Raw genomic sequence first — 4,907 nt, 5'->3', positions numbered from 1 at the left:
GCGCCATGCCGGCCCTCGACCGGATGCCCGGCCCCCGCGCCGCGAGCGGGCGCCCGATCCCGATTCGCCCTTCGCCAAGCTCGCCGCCCTGAAGGCGCAGCTAGAATCCGGCGAAGGCGGCAAGCGCTGAGGCACCGCCGGTCTGCATGAAGGAAGGGCGGCAGCGGCTGGACAAGTGGCTGTGGTTCGCGCGGTTCGCGAAGTCCCGCGCGCTCGCCGCCCGCCTCGTGGAAGACGGCCACGTCCGCCTCAACGGGACGCGGACCACCCTGCCGGCCAAGGGGCTGGCCGTCGGCGACGTGCTGACGGTCGCCGCCGCCCACGCCACTCTCATCCTGCGGATCCTGGACCTCGGGACGCATCGCGGCTCGGCCCCGGTCGCCCGGCTGCTCTACGCGGACCTCGCCGCCGGGGGCGACGAGGCTCCGGCCCCTCTCTCTGTAGAGCCCAGCCCGCCCCTGGAATCATTGTAGACAAGCCACAGTCCCGTGCGGCGGCCAGGTTGCGGCATGGCTGCGCTTGTCAGCCCCTTTGGCAGGGGCTAGAGCCCTTCCCATCCAAGGGCCGCCTACGAGGGCCCGTCGACACGCAAGCCGAACGCGCCTTCGCCCGCCCGCGAGACCGTTCGAGCCCCCGGCGGCCGCGGATGCGGCCAGCGCGGATCGAGGACGAAAATCGCACCATGACCTACGTCGTCACCGACAATTGCATCAAGTGCAAGTACATGGACTGCGTGGAAGTCTGCCCGGTGGACTGCTTCTACGAAGGCGAGAACATGCTCGTCATCCACCCCGACGAGTGCATCGATTGCGGCGTCTGCGAACCGGAATGCCCGGCCGAGGCGATCAAGCCGGACACCGAGCCGAACCTCGAGACCTGGCTCAAGGTCAACGCCGACTACGCAAAGGACTGGCCGAACATCACCCAGAAGAAGGACGCGCCCGGCGACGCCAAGGATTGGGACGGCGTGGCCGGCAAGTTCGAGGCCCACTTCTCCGCCGCCCCCGGCACCGGCGACTGAACAAGCCGGCACGATCCCGCGTATCGACGCGGCGGCTGGCCTTCGGGTTGCCTTGCGTTTGCCTCGCCGGCCCGCGGCCGGCCCCAGCGAACCCGTGCATAACGCGCTCCGGATGGTCCCGAACCGTCCGGGGTGCGTCGCGCTGCTTTGATTCGACCGTTGATTTGTGATAGACAATCCTTCTGCCGTCGCTCGCGCCTGACGTGCCGCCTGCCGCGTTCAAAACGCGAAACCCGGATCACCCGGGATCACAGGATGCACGCGCTCGACCGCTGGAGGCGTTGCCTTCGGCGGTTGTTCTATCATGGGCTGCGCACGGCTCGCCTGGGAGCCTCCGCCTGCCCGACCTGTCTGGTCGGCGGCGTCGGTCGGGCGTCGGAAGCCGGGTGTCCCGTCCCGGAAGACATGGTCACGCGGGTGCTTGCAACCCCCCGCGCTTTGTTCTGGAGGCCCTTCTCGCATGACAACAGCCAAGAAGCCGACGACGGGCCGCCAGGGATTCAAGACCGGCGAGGCGGTGGTCTATCCCGCCCACGGCGTCGGCCGCATCACCGCGATCGAAGAGCAGGAGATCGCCGGCTACAAGCTCGAGCTGTTCGTCGTCTCCTTCGAGAAGGACAAGATGGTCCTGCGCGTCCCCACCGCGAAGGCCAACAGCGTCGGCATGCGCAAGCTCGCCGAGCCGGAGCTGGTGAAGAAGGCCCTCGACGTGCTGACCGGCCGCGCCCGCGTCAAGCGGACGATGTGGTCGCGCCGCGCCCAGGAATACGAGGCCAAGATCAATTCCGGCGACCTGCTTTCGGTCACCGAGGTGGTGCGCGACCTGTTCCGCTCCGAGGCCCAGCCCGAGCAGTCCTACAGCGAGCGCCAGCTCTACGAGGCCGCCCTCGACCGGATCGTGCGTGAGATCTCGACCGTCAACCGCATTACCGAGACCGAGGCGCTCAAGCTCATCGACCAGAGCCTGCAGAAGTCGCCCCGCCGCGGCAAGGCCGAGGCGGAAGCCGAGACCGACGGCGACGAGGCCATCCAGGAAGAGGCCGCCTGAGGGCGCGCCGACTCGGCCGGACCCTTTCCGGCCCTTCCATCGTCGACCGAGCCCGGTGCGCCAGCGCCGGGCTTTTTCTTTGGGCCGGCCCCCAAAGCGCATGTCGGCTGGAGCCGTCCGGCAACACCCGCTCGCGGAATCGTGCGCGCCGCGGAACCGGGCATCGCGCGCCCTGTTGCATCGCCGCGGAACCATCGCCTTCGCCTTCCCGTTGTCCGGTGCCTTGCGTGGATGCCCGGATCGTACCGGTGAGTCCGCAGGACGCGGTCGAGGCCGCAGAAGCGCTTGGAAGAAAGAGGCAGGCGGAATGGCGGAAATCGCGGGAATTCGTCGGCAGTTCATTCGCACCGCGATGGAAGCGCCGTTCCTCCAGCGGGACGAGGAACGCGGCCTTGCGGTGAGCTGGAAGGACGACCGCGACGAGCGCGCCCTGCACAAGCTGATCTCCGCGCATATGCGCCTCGTGATCGCGCTGGCCGGGCGCTTCCGCCACTATGGGTTGCCGATGGCCGATCTCGTCCAAGAGGGCCATGTCGGTCTGATGGAGGCCGCGGCCCGGTTCGAGCCGGAGCGCGAGGTGCGATTCTCGACCTACGCCACCTGGTGGATCCGCGCCTCGATCCAGGACTACATCCTGCGCAACTGGTCGATCGTCCGCGGTGGCACCAGCTCCGCCCAGAAGGCGCTGTTCTTCAACCTGCGGCGCCTGCGCGCCCGGCTGATGCAATCGACCGAGGAGCGTGTCGGCGACGAGATCCACCGTCGCATCGCCACCGCCATCGGCGTGTCGCGCGAGGACGTGGCGCTGATGGACGCCCGGCTCTCCGGTCCCGACATGTCGCTCAACGCCTCGGTCGGCGAGGAAAGCGAAGCTTCGTCCGAGCGCATGGACTTCCTTGTCGACGGTGCGGCCCTGCCCGACGAGACCGTCACAGCCACGGTCGACGGCGAGCGCCGCCACCTTTGGCTGCAGCAGGCTCTCACCGTCCTGTCCGAGCGCGAGTTGCGCATCCTGCGCGAGCGCCGGCTCGCCGAGGACCAGGCCACCCTGGAGGCGCTGGGCCACCGCCTCGGCATCTCCAAGGAGCGCGTCCGCCAGATCGAGAACCGCGCGTTGGAAAAGCTTCGCCGGGCGCTCGCGGATCGCTTTCCGCAAACGACGGGTGGGGCTTACGCGGGCTGAGGTTCGCATCGGCTCAGATAAAAAAGGCTCGACCGGAAGGTCGGGCCTTTTTCGTTTGCCGTAGGCCCATTCACCAAGATGTCGGCTGGCGCCTATCGAGACCGTGGGTGGAGCGATCACCGTGCCCCCCTCGCCCCGCTTGCGGGGAGAGGGGAAGGTGCCCGCTCTACTTCGGTGCCGTCGTCGAACCCGTCGCCTCGGCTGCGCCCGGCTTGATGCTCCACAGCTCGGTCGGCAGGGCCGCCGGCGCGTCCGGCTTGTAGAAGGCCGAATCCTGGATGTGCGAGGTGGTGAACAGGATGGTGCCGTCCGGTGCCTCGGCGAAGGTGTCGGGCCAGCGCAGGCGCGGGTCCTGGACCAGCACCGTCGGCGTCCCGCCCTTGGCCGTGAGGTCGCGCACCTTCACCGCGTTCTCCTCCGGCGCGGTGACGTACATCCGGCCGTCGTGGCGGCTGATGATCAGGCCGTCGGCGGGGCCGTTCTCGCCCACCGTCTCGACCTTGCCCGAGAGGCTCTTGTCGGTGAGCGCACTCGGCACCACCGCGGACGTCAGCCAGCCGGTGAGCGCGTCGGTCGGCAGGCTGTAGAGCGTCTTGCCCTTGATCGCCTGCCAGTAGAGCGTCTTGCCGTCGGGCGAGAGCGCGAGGCCGTCGGCGGCGAACTCGACGCCGCGTCCGTCGGGGCGGCGCAGCGGCTTGCCGTCGTAACTCACCGTCACGCTCTTGTCGGGCATGGTGGTCGGATCGCCGTCGAGGAGGCGGCGCGCCTTGCCGCTGTCGAGGTCGACCACCACCAGGGCGCCGCTCGCGCCGGAATCGGTGAGGTAGGCGGTCTTGCCGTCGGGGGAGAAGCGCACGTCGTTCAGGTAGGAGCCCTGCGGCGCCACCGTCTCGTCGAAGGCGATGGTGCGGGCCGGCTTGTTGGTCTTCAGGTCGATCTCGACGAGCTTCGGCCCGTCCTTGACCACGGCCGCCATCGCTGGCGCCGCCGGATCGAGCACCCAGAGGTTGCCCTTCGGGTCGGCGACGACGCTCTGCACGCAGACCCAATGGTTGCGGGCATCCACCTGGTCCTTCTTGGCGTTGCGCCATCCGTTCCATTCGGCGTCGGGGAACGGCGTCAGCGTGCCGTCCTTCAGCTCCGCGACCGAGACGGCGGTGTCCTCGGTCCAGCGCGGGAAGTTCACGAAGATCCGCCCGTCCTTCGAAACGGTGACGCCGGTCACCTGATGCTCGAAGCTCGCCACCTTGGTCAGACCCGGCGCGGCGTCCTTCTGCGGTGCGGGCATGTCCTGCGCGACGGCGGGGCCGGCAAGCGCGCTTCCGGCGAGCAACGCTCCGCCGAGCAGCAGGCGTGCGCGGAAGCCGGGGCACGCGCCGGCGATCGTCATGGTCATGGGGAGCCTTTTTCGGGCGGCGGGAACGCCGCGTCGGCCCGTCAACGCGGCGCCGGCCCGCCAAGGTTCATCGACCGGGCGTCGCAGCTCGGCGCAGGCCGGTTGGATCGGCGCAGGTCGGCTGGCTCGGCGCAAGTCGGCTGGCTCAGCGCAAGTCGGCGCCTGCCGGTCCGGCGGTGGGGGCGTGCGTCGGGGCGGGGGGGGCGGGGGGGCGGGCCGGGGGGGGGTGGCGGGGCGGGTGGGGGGGGGCGGGGGCGTG

Annotated in this window: 5 protein-coding genes; 4 read left to right on the top strand and 1 reads right to left on the bottom strand. The window is 69.7% G+C overall.

The window, feature by feature from the left end; translation table 11 throughout:
- Positions 1-146: 146 nt before the first annotated feature.
- From FV222_RS17400 to FV222_RS17385, 4 genes are all read left to right on the top strand, one after another.
- Complete coding sequence (locus FV222_RS17400; protein ID WP_147762782.1) at positions 147-473, top strand: RNA-binding S4 domain-containing protein; 327 nt, start codon at positions 147-149, stop codon at positions 471-473.
- A gap of 209 nt (positions 474-682) precedes the next feature.
- Positions 683-1,021 carry a ferredoxin FdxA gene (fdxA, locus tag FV222_RS17395; RefSeq protein WP_147750383.1) on the top strand — a complete coding sequence of 113 codons (339 nt, stop codon included), beginning with the start codon at positions 683-685 and terminating at the stop codon, positions 1,019-1,021.
- Between the two features lie 460 nt (positions 1,022-1,481).
- Positions 1,482-2,069 (top strand): CarD family transcriptional regulator, encoded by a 588-nt coding sequence (locus FV222_RS17390; RefSeq protein ID WP_147762783.1) that lies wholly within the window; start codon positions 1,482-1,484, stop codon positions 2,067-2,069.
- A gap of 307 nt (positions 2,070-2,376) precedes the next feature.
- Positions 2,377-3,252, top strand: a complete 876-nt coding sequence (locus tag FV222_RS17385; RefSeq protein WP_147750392.1) for an RNA polymerase factor sigma-32 — start codon at positions 2,377-2,379, stop codon at positions 3,250-3,252.
- 166 nt (positions 3,253-3,418) lie between these two features.
- Here the strand turns inward: FV222_RS17385 and FV222_RS17380 are convergent, their stop codons facing one another.
- On the bottom strand, positions 3,419-4,540 hold the full coding sequence (locus tag FV222_RS17380; protein WP_147762795.1) for an L-dopachrome tautomerase-related protein: 1,122 nt from the start codon (positions 4,538-4,540) through the stop codon (positions 3,419-3,421).
- Positions 4,541-4,907 lie beyond the last annotated feature (367 nt).

The organism is Methylobacterium sp. WL103 (genome assembly GCF_008039885.1).
GTDB lineage: Bacteria > Pseudomonadota > Alphaproteobacteria > Rhizobiales > Beijerinckiaceae > Methylobacterium > Methylobacterium cerastii.
This window is presented reverse-complemented; position numbering and strand designations above follow the sequence as displayed.